The organism is Nocardia sp. NPDC047648 (assembly GCF_040642815.1).
In the GTDB taxonomy this organism is placed as follows: Bacteria; Actinomycetota; Actinomycetes; order Mycobacteriales; family Mycobacteriaceae; genus Nocardia; species Nocardia gamkensis.
The window spans coordinates 22,097-39,026 of sequence record NZ_JBEYSX010000024.1; the positions used below are offsets into that span (position 1 = coordinate 22,097).

The 16,930-nt window shown below is 68.2% G+C and carries 20 protein-coding genes; 11 read left to right on the forward strand and 9 right to left on the reverse strand.

Annotated elements, in window-relative coordinates; genetic code table 11:
* Nucleotides 1-33 precede the first annotated feature (33 nt).
* A complete protein-coding gene (locus ABZ803_RS33295) occupies nt 34-792 on the forward strand; it encodes an acyl-ACP thioesterase domain-containing protein (RefSeq protein WP_357045495.1) in 759 nt (252 codons plus the stop codon).
* Here the strand turns inward: ABZ803_RS33295 and ABZ803_RS33300 are convergent.
* Nucleotides 789-2,276 carry a mannitol dehydrogenase family protein gene (locus ABZ803_RS33300; protein ID WP_357045497.1) on the reverse strand — a complete coding sequence of 496 codons (1,488 nt, stop codon included), beginning with the start codon at nt 2,274-2,276 and terminating at the stop codon, nt 789-791. The two genes, ABZ803_RS33295 and ABZ803_RS33300, sit on opposite strands and share 4 nt — an antisense overlap.
* A gap of 256 nt (nt 2,277-2,532) precedes the next feature.
* Here ABZ803_RS33300 and ABZ803_RS33305 point away from each other — a divergent pair, with 256 nt between their 5' ends.
* From ABZ803_RS33305 to ABZ803_RS33315, 3 genes are read left to right on the forward strand one after another with little or no spacing between them, the layout of a single operon-like run.
* Nucleotides 2,533-3,012 (forward strand): DNA starvation/stationary phase protection protein, encoded by a 480-nt coding sequence (locus tag ABZ803_RS33305; RefSeq protein WP_357045499.1) that lies wholly within the window; start codon nt 2,533-2,535, stop codon nt 3,010-3,012.
* Nucleotides 3,012-3,455 (forward strand): anti-sigma factor, encoded by a 444-nt coding sequence (locus ABZ803_RS33310; protein ID WP_357045501.1) that lies wholly within the window; start codon nt 3,012-3,014, stop codon nt 3,453-3,455. Before ABZ803_RS33305 ends, ABZ803_RS33310 begins: the two co-directional genes overlap by 1 nt.
* Complete coding sequence (locus tag ABZ803_RS33315) at nt 3,445-4,284, forward strand: RNA polymerase sigma factor SigF (RefSeq protein WP_357045503.1); 840 nt, start codon at nt 3,445-3,447, stop codon at nt 4,282-4,284. Before ABZ803_RS33310 ends, ABZ803_RS33315 begins: the two co-directional genes overlap by 11 nt.
* 5 nt (nt 4,285-4,289) lie before the next feature.
* Here the strand turns inward: ABZ803_RS33315 and ABZ803_RS33320 are convergent, their stop codons facing one another.
* On the reverse strand, nt 4,290-4,523 hold the full coding sequence (locus tag ABZ803_RS33320; RefSeq protein WP_357045505.1) for a hypothetical protein: 234 nt from the start codon (nt 4,521-4,523) through the stop codon (nt 4,290-4,292).
* Nucleotides 4,524-4,909: 386 nt separating this feature from the next.
* Here ABZ803_RS33320 and ABZ803_RS33325 point away from each other — a divergent pair, with 386 nt between their 5' ends.
* On the forward strand, nt 4,910-6,928 hold the full coding sequence (locus ABZ803_RS33325; protein ID WP_357045579.1) for an AMP-binding protein: 2,019 nt from the start codon (nt 4,910-4,912) through the stop codon (nt 6,926-6,928).
* Between the two features lie 58 nt (nt 6,929-6,986).
* Here the strand turns inward: ABZ803_RS33325 and ABZ803_RS33330 are convergent, their stop codons facing one another.
* Nucleotides 6,987-8,351, reverse strand: coding sequence for a wax ester/triacylglycerol synthase family O-acyltransferase (locus ABZ803_RS33330; protein WP_357045507.1), 1,365 nt, complete (start codon nt 8,349-8,351; stop codon nt 6,987-6,989).
* Here ABZ803_RS33330 and ABZ803_RS33335 point away from each other — a divergent pair.
* Nucleotides 8,350-8,487 carry a hypothetical protein gene (locus tag ABZ803_RS33335; protein WP_357045508.1) on the forward strand — a complete coding sequence of 46 codons (138 nt, stop codon included), beginning with the start codon at nt 8,350-8,352 and terminating at the stop codon, nt 8,485-8,487. The genes ABZ803_RS33330 and ABZ803_RS33335 overlap by 2 nt on opposite strands.
* Before the next feature lie 56 nt (nt 8,488-8,543).
* Here the strand turns inward: ABZ803_RS33335 and ABZ803_RS33340 are convergent, their stop codons facing one another.
* Nucleotides 8,544-9,146: a hypothetical protein gene (locus tag ABZ803_RS33340; RefSeq protein WP_357045510.1), complete on the reverse strand. Its 603-nt coding sequence runs from the start codon at nt 9,144-9,146 to the stop codon at nt 8,544-8,546.
* Nucleotides 9,147-9,374: 228 nt separating this feature from the next.
* On the opposite strand from ABZ803_RS33340, the gene ABZ803_RS33345 reads away from it, so the two are divergent.
* On the forward strand, nt 9,375-9,887 hold the full coding sequence (locus ABZ803_RS33345) for a hypothetical protein (protein WP_040866182.1): 513 nt from the start codon (nt 9,375-9,377) through the stop codon (nt 9,885-9,887).
* 54 nt (nt 9,888-9,941) lie between these two features.
* On the opposite strand, the gene ABZ803_RS33350 is transcribed toward ABZ803_RS33345, so the two are convergent.
* The 3 genes from ABZ803_RS33350 to ABZ803_RS33360 form a co-directional block, all read right to left on the reverse strand.
* Nucleotides 9,942-10,706 (reverse strand): hypothetical protein, encoded by a 765-nt coding sequence (locus ABZ803_RS33350; RefSeq protein WP_357045513.1) that lies wholly within the window; start codon nt 10,704-10,706, stop codon nt 9,942-9,944.
* Between the two features lie 192 nt (nt 10,707-10,898).
* The gene (locus ABZ803_RS33355; RefSeq protein ID WP_357045515.1) at nt 10,899-11,231 is read right to left on the reverse strand and encodes a helix-turn-helix domain-containing protein; all 333 of its coding nucleotides are present in this window, start codon (nt 11,229-11,231) and stop codon (nt 10,899-10,901) included.
* A gap of 181 nt (nt 11,232-11,412) precedes the next feature.
* A complete protein-coding gene (locus ABZ803_RS33360) occupies nt 11,413-11,901 on the reverse strand; it encodes a nitroreductase family deazaflavin-dependent oxidoreductase (protein ID WP_357045517.1) in 489 nt (162 codons plus the stop codon).
* Nucleotides 11,902-12,083: 182 nt separating this feature from the next.
* Here ABZ803_RS33360 and ABZ803_RS33365 point away from each other — a divergent pair, with 182 nt between their 5' ends.
* Nucleotides 12,084-12,950: a mycofactocin-coupled SDR family oxidoreductase gene (locus ABZ803_RS33365; protein WP_357045518.1), complete on the forward strand. Its 867-nt coding sequence runs from the start codon at nt 12,084-12,086 to the stop codon at nt 12,948-12,950.
* 16 nt (nt 12,951-12,966) lie between these two features.
* Here ABZ803_RS33365 and ABZ803_RS33370 read toward each other — a convergent pair whose 3' ends face one another.
* Both ABZ803_RS33370 and ABZ803_RS33375 read right to left on the reverse strand, forming a co-directional pair.
* Entirely contained in the window at nt 12,967-13,545 is a 579-nt protein-coding gene (locus tag ABZ803_RS33370) for a helix-turn-helix domain-containing protein (RefSeq protein ID WP_357045520.1), read from the reverse strand.
* Nucleotides 13,546-13,657: 112 nt separating this feature from the next.
* Nucleotides 13,658-14,524 carry an LLM class F420-dependent oxidoreductase gene (locus tag ABZ803_RS33375; protein WP_357045523.1) on the reverse strand — a complete coding sequence of 289 codons (867 nt, stop codon included), beginning with the start codon at nt 14,522-14,524 and terminating at the stop codon, nt 13,658-13,660.
* A 366-nt stretch (nt 14,525-14,890) separates the two neighbouring features.
* Here ABZ803_RS33375 and ABZ803_RS33380 point away from each other — a divergent pair, with 366 nt between their 5' ends.
* From ABZ803_RS33380 to ABZ803_RS33390, 3 genes are read left to right on the forward strand one after another with little or no spacing between them, the layout of a single operon-like run.
* Entirely contained in the window at nt 14,891-16,093 is a 1,203-nt protein-coding gene (locus tag ABZ803_RS33380) for a cytochrome P450 (protein WP_357045525.1), read from the forward strand.
* Nucleotides 16,094-16,146: 53 nt separating this feature from the next.
* Nucleotides 16,147-16,374, forward strand: a complete 228-nt coding sequence (locus ABZ803_RS33385) for a ferredoxin (protein WP_357045581.1) — start codon at nt 16,147-16,149, stop codon at nt 16,372-16,374.
* Nucleotides 16,374-16,925, forward strand: coding sequence for a nuclear transport factor 2 family protein (locus ABZ803_RS33390; RefSeq protein WP_357045527.1), 552 nt, complete (start codon nt 16,374-16,376; stop codon nt 16,923-16,925). The genes ABZ803_RS33385 and ABZ803_RS33390 overlap by 1 nt, the downstream gene beginning before the upstream one ends.
* Nucleotides 16,926-16,930: the final 5 nt, after the last annotated feature.

A 16,930-nucleotide genomic window follows, 5' to 3' on the forward strand; every position in this document is an offset into this window, starting at 1 on the left:
GCGATTGTGGCAAATGGCTGGCATCATCCGCTTATGGCCATTCCCAGCGTGCTGCCGGAATCACCGGCCGTCCTGACTCCGTTCGAGACGGGATGGCCGGTGCGTCTCGCCGACACCGATCGCGACCAGCGGCTGCGGCTCGACGGTGTCGCGCGCTACCTGCAGGACGTCGGCTACGACCATCTCGACGTCCTCGAGGACGGCGACATCCATCGGCTGTGGGTGATCCGCAGGACGGTGGTCGACGCGCTGAAGCCGCTCGCGTTCGGTGAGGCGGCGACCCTGCGGCGCTGGCCCTCGGCGACATCCACCCGGTGGTGCACGATGCGGGTCCAGATCTGCGGCAGCGCGGGCGGGCTGGTGGAGACCGAGAGCTTCCTGATCCATTTCGGCACCGAATCGGGGGTCCCCGCCCGGATGAGCGACCGGTTTCTCGCACCCATGCTGGCCTGCACGACCGAGCATCGGCTGCGCTGGAAAGCCGAACTCACCGACCCCATGCCCGCCCCAGGGGATCCCGGCGTCGAGTGCAGGCGTTTTCCGCTGCGAGCGACCGACATCGATCTGCTCGACCACATGAACAACGCGGTCTACCTCACCGCGCTCGAGGAAGTGCTGGCCGATCACACCGAACTCAAGTCCGGCCCGCACCGCGTGGTGGTCGAGTACGGCAAGCCGGTGCGATCGGGCGAGGACGTCGAGCTCGTGGCCCGGTGCACCGACTCCAGCCTGGATGTCTGGTTCGCGGTCGGCGCCGACTGCCGGGCGGTCGCCCGCGTCACCCCGCGCTAGCGGGCCAGTTCCTCGACGGTGGCGTGGGCGCCTCTGGTGTGCAGGCTGTCCAGCGCGGCCAGATACGCGGTCACGAACCGGGGATGGTCGATCAGGTCGCCGAACAGCGAGCGCTCGCCGAGGAAGGCGGTGGGCTGTTGGCGTTGGCGCCGCGCGAGGGGAGTCAGCCGGTCACCCAGCCGGTCCATGATCTCGATCTGGGCCCCGTCCTCGTCGACACCCTCGGCGTAGCGCGCCCAGCTCGCGACGACCGCCGCCGCGCAGTCGACCTCGCCGCCGGTGGCGAGCTGCGCCCGGACCACCGGTAGCAGCCACTTCGGGATCCGGTCGGAGGATTCCGCGCACAGCCGGGCGATGGTGTCGCCGATCGCGGGGTTGGCGAACCTGTCCAATAGCGTGCGCTTGTAGGCGTCCAAGTCGACCCCTGGCACCGGTCGCAGCGTCGGCGTCGCCTCGGCGTCCATGTAGCGCAGCAAGAAGCGCCGGAAGACCGGATCCCGGGCGGCTTCGTGGACGAGCCGGTAGCCGCTCAGATATCCGAAGTAGCACAGCGCTTGGTGGCTCGCGTTCAGCAACCGCAGTTTCATCAGTTCGTACGGGGTGACGTCGTCGACGACCTGTACCCCGACTTCCTCGAAGGCCGGGCGGCCGAGTCCGAACGAATCCTCCAGCACCCACTGCGCGAACGGCTCGGTCACCACCGGCCAGCGGTCGATGAGACCGTACCGCCGCTCGACCTCGCCGGTCGCCCCGGCGGGAGTCACCGGGGTGATCCGGTCCACCATCGAATTCGGGAAGCGCACCTGCTCCGCCACCCAGGATCCGAGCCCGGGATCGCGCAGGGCGGCGAACGCGCCGAACATCCGGCGCGCGACGTCGCCGTTGCCCTCGATGTTGTCGCAGGACAGCACGGTGAACGGCGCGAGACCCGCTGATCGGCGCCGCGCCAGCGCTTCGGTGACGAGCCCGAAAACGGTGGCGGGCGGGGCGCTCCCGGCGAGATCGGCGCGGATGCCGGGGTCGTCGGCGTCGAATTCGCCGGTGGCGGCCGCGATGTGGTAGCCGCCCTCGGTGATCGTGAGCGAGACGATCCGGGTGACCGGATCGGTGAGCTTCGCCACGACGGCCTCGGGATCATCGGGCGCGTACCGGTACTCGACGAGGGAGCCGATCGCGCGCGTGGTCCAGGCGCCGTCCGGCGCGACCGTCGACAACGTGTACAAGCCGTCCTGCGCCCGCAGCACATCGCGCATCCGGCGATCGCCCGACAGTACGCCGACACCGCAGATGCCCCAGTCCTGCCCGAGTCCGCGCTCGAGCAGGCGGTCGACGTACATCGCCTGGTGCGCTCGATGGAACCCGCCGACCCCGAAATGCGCTATGCCGGTCGAGATCCGGGAACGGTCGTAGGTCGGTGTCGAGACGCGACCGGTGAACTCCGTCAAGGTCGCCGCCCGTAAGGGCGTCGCGGTCCGCTCCGCCATCACGCACCTCCCCGTGTTGTGTGGATCACACCATAGTGCAGCGGCGGTCGCGGACCGCGCGGATCGCCACCGACGACGCGGTGCGGAGCGGTCGCGCCTGGGTCATCCCTGCACCCCGCACGAGCCGGCGGAGACCCGTGCGGGGCGCCGGGGCGTGCACCCCGTTTCCCGTCCGCGGGACCTAGCGGGAGGTTTATCGCGGCATGACTGGGTAGACCGTCGATGACCCGGATGAACGGCAGAAAGGTTCAGAACGATGTCCCAACCCATCACCAGTACCTTGGACCCGGAGCAGCAGCGCATCGCGGGCGAGACCCTGCAGGACACGGTGGTCGACCTGATCGACCTGTCGCTGATCGCCAAGCAGGCGCACTGGAACGTCGTCGGCTCGAACTTCCGGTCGGTGCACCTCGCGCTGGACGAATTGGTGACCGTGGCACGGGACTTCACGGACGCGGCCGCGGAACGCGCCACCGCCGTCGGGATCAGCCCGGACGGTCGCGCGGGAACCGTGGCCAAGGATTCCGGCGCGATCGGAATCGGTGACGGCTGGCAGCAGGACACCGACATCATCGACACGATCGTCGGCAACCTCGCCGCCGTGATCAAGCGGCTGCGTGAGCGGATCGCGGCCACCGAGAAGGCCGATCCGGTAACCCAGGATCTGTTCCTGGCGATCGCGGCGCGACTGGAGCAGTTGCACTGGATGTGGCAAGCGCAGCTCGCCACGGTCTGATGCGGGTGATCACATGCGCGTTCGGCGCGCCCGCCACCGAGACCACCACGGTCGCGGTGCGGATCCCCGCCGACGCGCGACACCTGGCCCTGATCCGTGCGATGACGGACACCGTCTGCCTGGTCGCCGACGTTCCGTTCGACGCGGCCGCGGACATCCGCCTGGCGATCAACGAGGCGGCCACCATGCTGCTGGTGGGCGCCGCGCCCGGCTCGATGCTCGGCTGCGCGTTCACCTACGGCGCGGACCGGATGAGCGTGCGCGTGGATTCCGTCGCCGCGTTCGGTGACGAGGTGCCCGAAGGCGATCCGCTGAGCTGGGAACTCGTGCGCATGCTCACCAGTTCGCTGTCGATTTCTCGTGACCCTTTTGATTCCGAGATCGGCGGGTATCCGACCGTTATCGAATTCAGTTGGGAACGAGGACCATTTGATGACACGTGAGTTCACGACCGACGGGAATGTCGCGACGGGCCGTAAGCGCGCAGGGGACAGCTACGACAACATCGAGCCGTGGTTCGAGAAGATGGCCTCCATGGAGGAGGGCGATCCGCATCGCGCCGCGCTGCGCGAGGAGGTGACGCGACGGTGTCTTCCGCTCGCCGAACACATCGCCCGCAAGTTCTCCGGCCGCGGTGAGTCCTACGAGGACCTGTTGCAGATCGCCCGGGTCGGGCTGGTGCTCGCGGTGGACCGCTTCGACGTCTCCCGCGGCAGTTCCTTCCTCGGCTTCGCGGTCCCCACCATCATGGGCGAGGTGCGCAGGCACTTCCGGGACAACACGTGGTCCTTGCGAGTTCCGCGCAGGCTCAAAGAGATTCAGCTGCGCATCGGCCCGGCCACCGAGACGTTGTCGCACCGACTCGGGCGGATGCCGACGGCGCGGGAGATCGCCGAGGAATTGGACGTCGAACTCGTCGAGGTCACCCAGGCGCTCATCGCGAGCAACGCCTACCAGACCAACTCGCTGGATGCCGGCGGCCGCGACGACGGCGACGGCGCGCCGCAGGCGCTCGCCGACACGCTCGGCGCCGAGGAGCCGTGCTACGACCTGCTGGAGCAGGCGATGGCGGTGCGTCCCCTGATCGCCGAGCTGCCACCGCGCGATCGGCAGGTGCTGATCATGCGCTTCTACGAGTGCCGGACCCAGACGCAGATCGCGCAAGAGCTGGGCGTGTCCCAGATGCAGGTATCGCGCATCCTCGCCCGGATCCTGGGTGAGCTGCGCAAGCGCGCGCTCGGTTCCGACGAACTCGCCTCGCGCGCGGCCTGACCTCCCTACGTGCGGGGGTGGGCGGCAGAGCCGGTCATCGGGGTGGCCGACACCTCGTCCGTCCAGCCGCACGGCAAAGCGCAGCCGGCGATGACCTTGGTCTCCATGTCGCCGTTGTCGTAGTACAGCGTGGTGCTCTCCGCGTAAGCGGGATAGCCGCACGCTCGGCATTTGCCGAAGAAGTCGAGGATCTCCTCGGCGCGGGAGTGCGCGATGCGTCGTGCGGGGTTGTGGTCCATAATCTCTCCAGCCAGCGGGCGGTCCTGCCGAGCAGGCGTCTGCGACGTTAGGATCGGCCGTCGCCGCCGGGCGGGAGTTTCGGTGATCGTTGGGTTCATTCACAGGCGTCGCGCGAGGGATTTGGGCCGGTTCCCAGCCCCAGGTGAATGCTGGGCAATCGCAGGGTATTTCCTGCGTATCGCTGGTAGTGGCGGCGAGCCCCGAGCTACTTGACCTTACCTGTGACTGACGTTACAAAGGAGCTACCCGCCGACCCGAAGTTCTTCGAACCGGCCGACGAGAAGTGCACAAGTTGGTTACCGACGTCATCGATGTAGTCGCCGAATTCGCTATCGCCCGCAAGACCATCTGGGACCTGCTGCTCGAACCGCAGACGTATCCGCGCATGTTCACCGGTATCGGCGCGTGTGAGCAGATCCAGTCGGCCGACGGGAACGTGGTCTGGCAGATGCGCGTCGGCACCTACGAGTCCGGTATCCGCACCCACCAGATCCGAATCAGCGTGGGCCGCTGGTATGAGAGCTTCGAGATGCAGTACGCCGCGCTGGGCAGCTTCGCGTCGGTGCGACTACACGGCGACGAGGAGCGCACCAAGGTCACGATCACCTATTTCGCGCCCAGCCGCGTGCACCCCCGCGTGGCGGAGCTGTCCAATGTGGCGATCGCGGAATGGACCAAGAGCGGACTGAAGCGGGTGGCCGACGTCGCCAAGGGCGCGCGGACCTCCCTGGTGGTCAACGGGGAGGATTCGCCGATCCGGCGCAACGCGGGCGTCGCGCGGCAGATGGTGGCCAGCGGCGTCGTGCTGCCGGTTCGCCTCGATCGCAGCTTCAAACAACTGCGTTCACTGGCGAAGTGGGGTTTCAACCTGGCGGGCGGATACGCGGCGGGCGCGGCGTACGCCCCGGACCGGGTCGCGATCATCGACGACCACGGCACCCGCTCCTTCGCCGACATGCACGAGCGGACCAATGCGCTGGCAGGGGCGATGGCCGCGCACGGTCTCGGCCCCGGTGACGCCATCGGACTGCTGGCACGCAACCACGCGGCGATGGTCGAATGCATGGTCGCCGCGGGAAAACTCGGTGTGGACGTCGCCCTGCTGAACGCCGGGCTGGCGGGCCGCACCATCGAGGAGATCGTCCAGCGCGACCGCCTTTCGGCGCTGTTCGTCGACGGCGACCTGGAGGAGTTGGTGCGCTACCTGCACGCCGACATCCCGCGCTACAACACCGACGAACGCCCCCCGGTGCCCGAGCGGACAACCGTGGATCAACTCGTGGCCGAGGGGCACACCACCTTCCGCACGCCCGCCCAGCCTGGGCGGCTCATCGTGCTCACCTCGGGGACCAGCGGGACGCCGAAGGGAGCGCGCAGGCCGCACCCGAAGGGCTTCGGGTCCATCGCGGCCCTGTTGTCGCGCATCCCGATGCAGATGAACGAGACCATGCTGATCCCGGCGCCGCTGTTCCACACCTGGGGGCTGGCCGGGCTACAGCTGAGCACCGCGCTGCGCGCGACCGTGGTGCTCACGGGACGGTTCGACGCGGAGGACTGCCTGCGCAGCATCGCCGAGCACCGGGTCAACACGGTGATCGTCGTGCCGACCATGGTGCAGCGCATCCTCGATCTGCCCGCGCACGTGCGCGCCCGCTACGACACCTCCAGCCTGCGGCACATGATCAGCTGCGGCGCGCCGCTGGCGGGCGCGACCGTCGAGCGATTCATGGAGGCATACGGCGACGTCCTCTACAACGTCTACGGTTCCACCGAGGTCTCGTGGGCGACCATCGCGACCCCCGATGACCTGCACACCTCGCCGACCACGGCCGGGCGCCCCCCGCTGGGCACCAAGGTCGCCGTGCTCGGGCCGGACCACCGCAGGTTGCCGATCGGCGCCACCGGGCACATCTTCGTCGGCAATCACATGCTGTTCGACGGTTACGTCAACTCGGCGCCGCCGGACGAGGCGCACGGCATGCTCGACACCGGCGACCTCGGCTATCTGGACGCCTCGGGCCGGTTGTTCATCGCGGGCCGGGACGACGAGATGATCATCTCCGGCGGCGAGAACGTCTTCCCGCGCCCCGTCGAAGAGGCGCTCGCGCACTTACCGCAGGTCAGCGACGTCGCGGTGGTCGGTGTGCCGGACCATGAATTCGGTCAGCGGCTGGTGGCCTTCGTGGTCAAACGCGAAGGATCGGGGCTCGATTCGGACATGGTCCGCACCTACATCCGCAACCGCTTGAGCCGCTTCTCGGTCCCGCGTGACGTCACCTTCCTCTCGGCGCTGCCACGCGGCGACACCGGCAAGATCCTCAAGCGCCTGCTGGCCGGCCCCGGTGCGGCGAAGCCGGAGCTGCCGCCGTCGATCAACGGGCTCGGGACGGCGAGTTCGTCCTGACCTCCGAGCGGCGATCCGGCCGCCCGGCCGCCGTGTCGGCTCGCTACTGGGGGTTCGGTCAGTAGACGGTGTCCTCCAGCTCGGCCAACGCGGATTCCAGGTGGTCGAGCAGCCTGGCCACGTCCGGCACGCTGCGGCGGCAGGCGACGATGCCGATGTCCAGGCTGTCGGCATTGCTGGTGAGGGTGATGTTCACCGCCTGCCCGTCCAGGGGGATCGACAGCGGATAGCTGGCGGCGACGCGCGCGCCGTTCCAGTACTGGGGTTCGCGCGGGCCCGGGATATTGGAGATGACGATGTTGAACGGCGGGCTGGTCAGCGCGACCGTGGCAGGGAGCAGCAGCGACAGGGCGAGCGGACTGAGGGTCAGCGCGGAGAGCGAGACCGCCTGCACGGGGGAGAGCGTGCGATAGATCTCCTTGCTGCGGTGCATGGACGAGCTGATCGCCGCCAGCCGCGCGGCCGGGTCGGGCAGGTCGGTGGCGAGATTGCACAGCAGCGCCGCCACCGCGTTGCCCCCGCTGCCCCCGTCGTCGGATTCGGGGCGCAGCGAGACCGGAACCATGGCGATCAGCGGCTTGTCCGGCAGGGCGAGGTGTTCGAGCAGATAGGTGCGCAGCGCGCCCGCCGACATGGCCAGCACCACGTCGTTGAGCGTGGTGCCGGTCATCTTCTTGACCTGGCGGATCCGGTCCAGCGGCCAGGAGCGGGCGGCGCAGCGGCGGGCTCCGCCGATCGGGACGTTGAACATGGTGCGCGGCGCGGCGAAGGGCAGCGTCAGCTGTTGCTCGACGAGCGCGGTGCGGGCCAGGCGCAGCGCCGAAGAGGCCGAGCCCGCCGCGGCGAGCAGCGCACGCGCGCGGGTGCCGAGGGTGTGCCTGCGCGGTGCGCGCTCCCGGTGCTCCGTCGACGGCGGCAGATGCCAGGGCACCAGCGCGGTGCCGGACTCGGGATCGGTGCTGAGCGTGCGCTGTAACAGGCGTTGCGCGCCGACGCCGTCGATGAGCGCGTGGTGCATCTTCGCGTACAACCCGACCCGGTCGCCGGCGAGCCCCTCGATCAGGTGCGCCTCCCACAGCGGCCGGTGCCGGTCGAGCAGGGTGCTGTGCAGGCCGGCGGCCATCTCGGTGAGGGCGTCCAGGCCACCCGATTCCGGCAGCGCCCACCGTTGGACGTGGTAGTCCAGTTCGACGGCGCTGTCCACGGTCCAGGCCAGCTGGGGAGTGCCGAGGAGGCGAGCAGGGCGCTTGCGGAACATCGGGTGGAAGTCCTGGTCGGCCGCCAGCGTCGCGTGCGCGCGGCGGGCGAACTCCGATCCGGTGCCGTCCGGGGGATCGAAGATCGACAGCGAACCGACATGCATCGGGTGCTCGCGTGATTCCGCGATGAGGAACAGGGCGTCGACCGGCGAGATGAATTCCATGGGCAGTTCCCTCCTGGCGACGCCGCGACTCCGCCACGGTCTGGATCAGGACGTGGGGAAGGTCGGCGACGGACGTGCCGGACTGCTCATGGCGCGGCTACCCACGCCGGTCGAACGACGATCCACCAACCGGTGATTCGATGCCGAATCCGGACCGGCTGGGCGGTTCGCCGCGGATTGTGCGTCTCGGGCTCAGGACAGGCGGCTGACCGGCCAATCCTGCGGTAGCTCGAGGCGTTCGCTGATCATGCTGATCGCGGAGTGCAGCGCCTGGATCTCGTCGACACCGCTGGCCAGCGAGGCACCCTGCTCGCTGATGTGGAACCGGCACAGATGCTCGCGCCGGTCGGCCGCGAGGTAGGGCCTGCCGATGATGATCGACAACGAGCTGTCGGCATCGCGCAGCGTACGGGCAGCGATCAGAGCTTGCGACTCGTGCTCGGCCGTCGTGGCGGCGCACGAAGGGCGGGTGGGGGCGGCGGGGAAGCCCGGGTCGCACGGTTCGGTCACCGCGAAATGCGCGCCGTGGCTGTTGGCTTGCCGCAGCTCCTGCGCGATCTCCTGGAAAGCGCGGTACAGCGCGGCGATGGAGTCGGGGCCGTGCGCCCATCGCTCGCCGATGCCCTGGATGCGGAATCCGCACACGACGCCGGTGGCGCCCGGTGCCATCTGCGGCTTCCCCACCTCGATCGACACTTCTCGGGTGGCATCGGCGACGGTTCTGGTGGCGATCACCTCCCTGATACGTCGCCATTTCGTGCTCGCGATCGCACCGCCGTGTTCGGACTCGCGCACTGCGGACGTGGTCGTGTCACCAGTGACCCGCGCCGGTATCGCTCTCATGGATTCTGGAGTACCCAAGTAGGCCCCCGGTTTATCCTGCGGTTCGAGGTGACCTGGGCCGCAGAGCGGAGACACGCCGGATCGGCAAAAGGGCTACCGGACGGTTAACGCGCCTCGGGTTTGGCAGGCTGTCGCCGAGGTGTGATGGTGGGGCCGCGACGATGAGGAGGGGCGGACGAAGTGGTAACGATTGCGCAGTTACGAGCGGTTCTGTCGATTCTGCGCGTCGACCCGGACGAGGTCGGCGGGTGGTTGGGTGGCACGGGTCTGCGCGGTCCGGACGCCGAACGGGTCCTGCTGATCGGTTTGCTACACCGGATCGCGAGCAGCGAACTGCGTCAGGTCGTCACCACGACGATGGACGAGGAGGAGGCCGCCAAGGCCGCCGCGGTGAGCACCTTCCCGGTGAACGGCGAGAACCCCACGGAGCAGGTGCGTTTCGATGCGCACTGGCTGCACGACCGGATCGGCGCGCTGGCGGCGGGCACCACCGTGGAACCGGTGCCGGTCCTGTTGGACGCCGCCGCACGGTCGACGGACGCGGCCGAGACACTGCTGCTGCTCAGCCGCAACCCGCGCGGCCACGACGCGGACACCAGATGGGAGCGAGCGCTCGACGACCTGGGGCGCGCCTACCACCTGATCAACGATGAGCGCGTAGGCCGCTCGAACACGACGACCGCGCCGCTGTAGCGGCGCGGTCGTCGGAGGTCTCGTCCCGGCGGCGTGGCCGCCGCCGCGACGAGGTCACTTGGGCGGTGCGGGCGTGACCTGGACCGGCTTGTCGGCGAAGCGGGTGGTGCCCTCGGCTGCCTGCAGCGTGGTGAGCAGGTCGACACCCGCCACGACCAGGGTCGGTCCGCCGACCGCGATGGTTCCGAGGATGCCGCCGAGGCTCGCGCCGGTCAGCAGGCCGGCCACGCACCCGACGGGGATGGTGACCAGGCAGCCGATCGTGGCGCCGATGGCGGTGCCGATGAAACCGCCGATGGCGGTGGCGAGTCCGAACTGGCTGGCGAATTCGTCACGGGCACGCTGGTTCTCGGTCATGGACGCGACCGGTTTGGCGACCAGTGTTTCGGTGGGGGCGATGCCTTCCGGCCTGGTCGGCTTCAGCTCCAGCACCGTGCTGTCCTTCTTCACTTCGGGATGCACGGGAATGGCGGTGCCCGCGATCCGGAAGTCCAGCGGCAATGTCATGGCGACGTGGCCGTCCTCGTCGCGGATGTCGACCACGTCGATCACTCGAGCGATGTCGGCGGGGGCCCCGGTGTGGTCGACGAGCACCCCGTCGCGCTCGGTTAGTCGAGCGTTCTCCTCGCCGGCGGGCTGATCGCGCAGCGCCTTGGACAATTCGAAGGTTCCGCCCCGGAGCGCGGCGACCACCGTCTGTTCGACGATCCTGGCCGAGTAGGTGATGTCGGGAGCCGGCTCGGCGTGAGCGACGCCGGAGCCGATGGTCAGCGAGCCGATGGCGAGTATCGCTGCCGCAGTGATGCCGCGGAGTTGCATGATTCGTCCATTCCTTCATCGGGTTCACACCTGCGTCCAGCACGGCCGGACCCGCGCACTCCGGCGGCGCAAGAGCGGTCGTCTAGGTCGCTGAGCAGCCTAGCAGCGCTTACAGCTACCTATGAGCGTTCCGGCTCGGCCGGTCGGAGATATCGAAAAATTCTCCGACCGGCCGGGTTTCGCCTCGAGCGATCAGCGCGCTGCGGCGAGTTCGCTCGCCTGCTGCTCGCCCAGGATCGTCGCGCTGGTGCCGGGGGGCCAATCGAGTGCCGCGTCGAGCCGGTCGAGCACCTCGGCGCTGGGCCGCGGATTGCGGGACCGCTCGATCTCGCTGATCACCTTGGCCGGCGGGCCGCCGTTGCCCGCCACGTCCGCCTGGGTCCACTTCATCTCCCGCCGCCGCGCGCGCACGCGCGCGGCGAGCGCGTCGAGATCGAGCCCGAAAGCCGCCTCGGCCTCGTCCGCGATGACCTCCGGTGCCGCAGGCGCTTCGTGCTCTTCGGCCTGGCGCTTCTCCCGCAGCATTCCGCTGGTGATCAGCCTGGACCGTTTCCGCCTACCCATTTTCGCCACACGCTCTCCCATCCTCTGTCGAGTCGATCGATTGCGTCGCACTGCCGCGGCGGGCGAGCCCCGCCGCGCCGGGAACGCTGAACATCATGGGGGAGTGTGGGTGCGGACCCCACTCGACGCGCCGGGCGCGAGGTCAGTGCGCCTGGTCTCCCGGCTGGAGAATCAGCACCGGTATCTCGCGTTCCGTCCAGGATTGGTAGGCGTCGAAGTCCGCGTAGAGGGCGACGAGCAAGGGCCACAGGCGCTTCCTCTCCTGCGGGGTCGCAACGCGGGCGCGAACGCGGCGGTGCTCGGGGCCTATCTGCACCCGGGTGTCGGGATGCGCCGAGAGGTTGAAGTACCACTGCGGATGGTTCGGCAACCCCCCTTGCGAGGCGACGACCACCAGGTCGGGCCCGTCCACCAGATACAGCAGCGGGACGGTGAACACCTTGCCCGATTTGCGGCCGCGATGCTCGAGCAGCAAGGTCGGCACCGGCTTCCGTAAGCCGGCGCCGATCCGCCATCGCCCGCCGATGCGTCCTCCGGTCCGGCGGAAGACCCAGACCTGCGCCTTCGACATGTACTTGATGAGCGCCCCGACGAGCGGCGAATCGAGATTGCGCGGGCGGTTCGGCGTCATCGGACGCCCCGCTCGGCCGGGCGGGAACGGGGTGCGGAGCTCGAATCGGCCGCGGTGAAGAGTGATTGATCCATACCTTTGTCCGTAGTATCGTCCAGACAGATGTCCGGTTACTATTCCATAGACCTGCGGCGCGCGTCGCGGGGGGATCGGAAACCGGTGACGAGCACGGTGGAGGAAACATGAATCGGGTCAGCGGCAAGGTCGTCCTGGTGACCGGCGCGGGGCGGGGGCAGGGCCGCAGTCACGCACTCGCCTTGGCCGAAGAGGGCGCCGACATCATCGCCTTCGACATCTGCGCCGACATCGCCAGCAACGACTACGCGCTGGCGACCGAGGCGGACCTCGCCGAGACCGAGGACCTTGTCGCGAAGACCGGCCGCAGGGTGGTGGCCCGGAAGGTCGACGTGCGGGACCGTCCCGCGCTGCACGAGGCGATCGGGGCCGCCGTCGCCGAACTCGGGCGCTTGGATGTGGTGGTGGCCAACGCCGGGATCTGCCCGCTCGGCCACCACGTGCCGCTGCAGGGATTCGTCGACGCCTTCGACGTCGACTTCGTCGGCGTGGTGAACACCGTGCACGCCGCGCTGCCGCATCTGGGGGCGGGCGCCTCGATCATCGTGACCGGCTCGGTGGCGGGTTTGGTGCCGCAGACCGGATTCAACGGCCAGCAGGCGCTGCAAGGCCCGGGCGGCGACGGCTACGGTCTGTCGAAGAAGATGATCCGTTCCTACACGCAGACTTTGGCCTTGACGCTGGGGCCGAGCTCGATCCGGATCAACGCGGTGCACCCGACCAACGTCGACACCGACATGCTGCACAACCCCGGCATGTACCAGATCTTCCGTCCGGACGTGCAGCACCCGACGCGGGAGGACGCCGAGGTCACCTTTCCGTTCATGCAGGCCATGCCGATTCCCTTCGTCGAGGCCTCGGACATCTCCCACGCGGTCACGTTCCTGGCCTCCGACGAGTCGCGCTATGTGACCGGCTTGCAGATGTTCGTCGACGGCGGGGCGTCGCTGAAACTGGGGCTCGCGGGGCAGTGACGCGAAACGCGCTGCGTCACTTCAGAATGAGCATCGCGGACCGCTCGATGCGGTCCGCGATGTCCGAATACGATTCGTAGCCCATCCCGGCGTGCACCAGCGCGCCCGCGTAGAGTAATTCGAGCGATTTCAGAATATCCTCGTCGGGACTTCCGGACAGCGCATGCGCCAGACGGGCGCGAATTTCCAAACCGATACGCGCGCGCAAATGTTCGACATCCGGATCGCGGCCGAGCAGCGCGCTGGTGACCGCGCCGGACAATTCCGGTTCGTCGGCGACGAGCAACGCGATGCCGCGGAGCTCGGCGATCACGCGCACGGTGGCATCCGCGTCCTCGCTCACCGGCGAGGGCGTCGCGCGCAGCCTGCGCCAGAAGATCTCCGCGACCAGGTGTTCCTTGGACGAGAAGTAGGTGTACGCGGTGGCGGTGCCGACCTTCGCGTTGGCGGCGACCATTCGGATGGTCATGCCCGCGAACCCCTCCCGGGAAAGCACTTCCAGCGCCGACCTGGTGAGCTTCTCGACGGTGTCGGCCTGTTTTCCGGACAAGCGCCGCCGCGTCGCCTCGACGGTTCTGGAATCGCTTTCGGACATGTGTCTAGATAGTAGTGTCGTTATTCTGTTCGAGCAACGTGCACGCTGCGGAAATCGTTGTGTTTCCGGCCACGAGGGAATTGTTCGACGGGTGCGTGCACCGCGCGACTGGTTATCGCACGCCGAGTGGCCGGCCGATGTCCGCGAGTTTGCCGGACAACCGCTCGAGGTAGCCGAGGATCGCGGGCTCGTCCTTGTCCGGCAGGCCGTACACCACATCGGTGACGCCCCCGTGCTCCCACTCGGCCAGGCGCGCGGCGTCGGGTTTGTAGTCGAGAGCGACCACGCGCGGACGTCCGGTCCGCCCCGCCTGCTGCCAGATGTCGTGCAGCAGGGCGAGTCGATCCGAGATCTCCGTTTCCCCCGGTGTGGTGATCCAGCCGTCGGCGGACTCGGCTATCCACCGGAACGTGCGTTCGGTGCCCGCCGCGCCGATCAGCACCGGCACCGAGCGGCGCACCGGTTTGGGCCAGGCCCAGCTCGGCCCGAAGCTCACGTACTCGCCGTCGTGGCAGGCCTCGTCCTGGCTCCACAGTGCCCGCATCGCCGCCAGATACTCGCGCAGCACCGTGCGCCGCTTGTTCGCGGGCACGCCGTGATCGGCGAGTTCGTCGGTGTTCCAGCCGAATCCGGCGCCCAGCAGGACCCGGCCGCCGCTGAGGTGGTCGAGTGAGGCGATCGTCTTGGCCAGGGTGATCGGGTCGTGCTCGACCGGGAGTGCGACCGCGGTGGCCAGTTCGATGCGTTCGGTGACGGCGGCTGCCATGGCCAGCGCCACCCAGGGGTCGAGCGTGCGCAGGTATCGGTCGTCGGGTAGCGACGCGTCGCCGGTCTGCGGATGCGCCGCGCTGCGCGCCACCGGGATGTGGGTGTGCTCGGGGACATAGAAGGAGTCGAATCCCGCCTGCTCCGCTGCGCGGGCGGCCGGGGCGGGGGCGATGCCACGGTCGCTGGTGAACAGGACTATGCCGAATCGCATGGGTACCCCTGTCTTGTCGGGTCGTTCGGTGTGGTGCTCGGTCTTCTGCCGGTAAGCGCCTCGGCGCTGCTGATGGCGCGCGTACCGGGTGGGGGACACCGGTGCGGCTCGGCAGCCCACGGTATGGACAGCTGTTCGGACACTAGTCCGATCGTATACCGCCTGCAAGAACGCGTTCTCGTTTTGCGGTCCGGCGGTGCGTGCGCCGCAGCACCGGGTCGCGGTTTCGAAGAGATCGTTCGTTCGGGATTGTCCTGAAAATCTGTCGGTGGTACCGTCCAGACACATGTCCAGCTATGTGTCTCTGCGAGTGGAAGCCGGGCTGCTTCCCGTTGAGAACGTGTTATCGGATTCGGAGTGTGGGTGATGACCGCCGCGGTGGAACCGGTGACGTTCGATCCGTATGACTACGGGTTTCACGAGGACCCGTATCCGACGTATCGGCGGCTGCGTGACGAGGCGCCGCTGTATCACAATGCGGATCTGGGGTTTTGGGCGTTGTCGCGGCACGCGGATGTGGTCTCGGGGTTTCGGGACAGTGTGCGTTTGTCGAGTGCGAATGGGGTGTCGCTGGATCCGGCGGCGTGGGGGCCGCACGCGCATCGGGTGATGTCGTTTCTGGCGATGGATGATCCGCGGCATATGCGGATGCGGCGGTTGGTGTTCAAGGGGTTCACGCCGAAACGGGTCGCGGAGATGGAAGTGCGGATCCGGGAGTTGACGGTGTCGTATCTGGAACCGGCGCTGGCCGGTGCGGGTTTCGACTGGATCGATGAGGTCGCGGGCAAGTTGCCGATGGATGTGATCTCCGAGTTGATGGGTGTTCCGGCCGCGGACCGGGTGGAGATTCGGCGGTTGGCGGATCTGGTGGTGCACCGGGAGGACGGCGTGCTGGATGTCCCGATGGCGGCGGTCGAGGCGTCGGTCAAGCTGCTGGGTTATTACGCGGAGATGGTGGCCGAGCGTCGGCGTGCGCGGCGGGATGATCTGACGTCGGCGTTGCTGGATGCCGAGATCGAAGGGGATCGGTTGTCCGATGAGGAGATCATCGGTTTCTTGTTCCTGATGGTGGTGGCCGGGAACGAGACCACTACGAAACTGCTGGGTAATGCCTTGTATTGGGGTGCGCGTAATCCGGGGGAGTACGCGAAGGTCGTCGCGGCTCCCGATCTGGTGGCGGATTGGGTGGAGGAGACGCTGCGCTACGACACCTCCAGTCAGATGGTCGCCCGTACGGCCACCACGGACCTGGCCTACCACGACGGGGTGATTCCGGCGGGGGCGAAGGTGCTGCTGTTGATCGGTTCGGCCAATCGTGATCCCGCGGTGTTCGATGACGGTGACAGTTTCCGTATCGATCGTGCCGACAAGTCCGGGTTGGCGAGCTTCGGTGCGGGAGTGCACTTCTGCTTGGGCGCGCACTTGGCGCGGCTGGAAGCGACCGTCGCGTTGCAGGAATTCGCCTCTCGCGTCACCGCTTTCGACATCGTTCCGGACGGCATCCAACGCGTGCATTCGTCCAATGTGCGCGGCTTCGCCCACCTTCCCGTCACCGTGGAGACCCGATGAGCCGAACGAATGCGGATACCCGGGTCGCGAAGCCGGGCCGTGCGGAGCCGGTCATGAGAATCCTGGCCGACCTCGATCTGTGCCAGGGGCACGCGGTCTGTCAGGCCGAGGCGCCGGAGGTGTTCACCGTGCCCAAACGCGGCCGGGTCGAAATCCTCGACGACGTGCCGGACGCCGGTCTGCGGCCCGCCGTGGCGGACGCGATCCGTTACTGCCCCACTCGAGCCCTGTCGATCGCCGACGAAGACGCGACCGACCACTCCCCGAAAGGTACCGACTGATGCCAGCTTTCGACCGCGCCGAGCTCGACGAGATGATCCAGCGCTGGATCGTGGAGAACCAGCGCTGCGAGGAGAAGGGCGACTGGAAGCCGCTCGCGCAGATGTACACCGAGGACGCCACCTACGGCTGGAACTACGGCCCCACCCAGGAGTTCATGGCCGTCGGACGCGACGAGATCCGCGATCTGGCCCTCGGCCAGGAGATGGCCGGACTGGAGGGCTGGACCTACCCCTACCAGGAGTTCGTGGTCGACGACCGCACCGGCAACGTCATCGGACTCTGGAAGCAGATCAGCGAGGCCGAGCGGCCGGACGGGCGCAACTACTCGCCCGAAGGGATCGGCGGCAGCTGGTTCCGCTACGGCGGTGACTTCCAATGGTCCTGGCAGCGCGACTTCTTCGACTTCGGCAACGTCTCGGCGATGTTCCTGGAGATGATCACGAACAAGGCGCTGACACCCGGCATGCAGAAGCGCATCGAGCGCTCGGTCTCCGGCAAACCGCTGCCCGGCTGGTACCGCATCGGCGAATCCCCCGTCCCGCTGTGGTGACCGAC